Here is a 1,637-nt window from a genome sequence, read left to right on the forward strand (position 1 = left end):
GACGGCAATGGTGTTCCACTCGGCGCCCTCGTCGCTGCCGACGAAAAGCCAGTTCTTTCGGCCGACGGCCTCCCGGCGAAGCTCGAGCTCCGACCCGTTGTTGTGTGCGCCTTGCCAAGGCGCACATCTCCTCCGGGTGCGAAACCCGGCCGGCAAACTGTCGCTCCAGCCGGAAGCACTCGGAGCGGTTCACGAGGTAACGACATGAGCTGAAGCACTCCGAGAAAAGGCCCCTTCTGGGGGCCAGCGATCCGCGCGGGCCGCAACGAGCAGTGAACACCGAGCAGGCCCCGAAACCTCCAACGTGGGCGCCGACCCGCCATAATAACGGGGAAGGCCGCGGTCCCAGGTGAAGCGAGCGACACGAGCAGCCGGGGAGCCCACCGGGGTAGTGGTGGCGGCACGCGCGGGAGAGGCGATGTGCGCAACAAGGGAAGTCTGCCTGGATGGGTGCGCCGTGGCATGGCCAGCCCAACGACCGCCCCGTGAGGGTAAGGGTCGGTCCGGGCAGATGACGGATGGGTCCGTAGTACCGACGAAGCCCAGTAACGCGGGCGGAGGGAAGGGGCCCTGCTCCGGAACGAAAGGATCGAAGGAGCAACAACCTCGGGGATTGACGATGAGTCTACGAACTCCGATAGATACGGTTGGGAAGCTGCAGACGTCCTTGCACGCGAAAGCGAAGTCCGAACCGAGCTACCGCTTCTATAGCCTATGGGACAAGGTATATCGCCAGGACGTCCTCGAAGTCGCGTACGAACGCTGCCGTCGCAATGGCGGAGCTGCAGGCGTCGATCGAGAGACGTTCGACGACATTGAGGCCCATGGGCGAGCTGTCTGGCTCGGAAACCTCCAGCGGGAGCTGCGGGCGAAGCGGTATACGCCTGCACCCCTGCGGCGAGAGTGGATCCCGAAGAGCAATGGTGGTAGGCGGCCGCTGGGGATACCGACCATTCGGGACCGTGTGGTCCAGATGGCGTTTCTCCTCGTGTTGAATCCGATCTTCGAGGCCGACCTGCTCGACGAGCAGTACGGCTTCAGGAAGGGGCTCGACGCGAAGCTTGCGGTCCGCCGCGTCCACTTTCACCTCGTCGACGGTCGACGTGAGGTTGTTGACGGCGATCTGCGCGATTATTTCGGCACGATCCCACACGGCCCCCTCATGAAAAGCGTGGCCCGCAGAGTCGCCGATGGCCAAGTGCTGTCGGTGATCAAGGCGTGGCTGAACGCGCCGGTCGTCGAACGTTCGTCCCATGGTGACATCCGGACGACAGCAGCACGCGACGTACATCGGGGGACGCCGCAGGGCGGGGTGATTTCGCCCCTGCTGGCGAACCTCTATTTCCGTCGTTTTGCCCTGGCATTTCGGAATAGCCGCGTGGCGCACGAAGCGGATGCTCGCCTGGTCAACTACGCGGACGATCTGGTCCTCTGCTGCCGCCCCGGCCACGGGGTGGCGGTCATGGCGAAGATGCGTGAGTTGATGGGGCGGCTGGGGCTGATGGTGAACGAGGAGAAAACGCGGCTCGTGAGGGTGCCCGAGGGGGCGTTCGACTTCCTCGGGTACACCCTGGGGCGTTTCTATGGGCGGAACGGCAAGCCGTACATCGGCACCAGGCCGTCCAAGAAGGCGATCT

At 64.4% G+C, this 1,637-nt stretch carries 2 protein-coding genes; one reads left to right on the forward strand and one right to left on the reverse strand.

The genetic code is table 11. From position 1 onward, the window contains the following. Positions 1 to 156, reverse strand: a 156-nt coding sequence (locus QHF83_RS53210; protein WP_282425867.1) for a transposase, incomplete at its 3' end; no start/stop codon positions are given. Between the two features lie 463 nt (positions 157 to 619). Between QHF83_RS53210 and QHF83_RS53215 the strand changes: the two genes are divergently transcribed. After that, the coding region (locus QHF83_RS53215) for a reverse transcriptase domain-containing protein (RefSeq protein WP_282425866.1) at positions 620 to 1,637 on the forward strand (1,018 nt) is incomplete at its 3' end.

Origin of the sequence: Polyangium sp. 15x6 (genome assembly GCF_029960785.1) — a bacterium.
Lineage (GTDB): Bacteria > Myxococcota_A > Polyangia > Polyangiales > Polyangiaceae > Polyangium.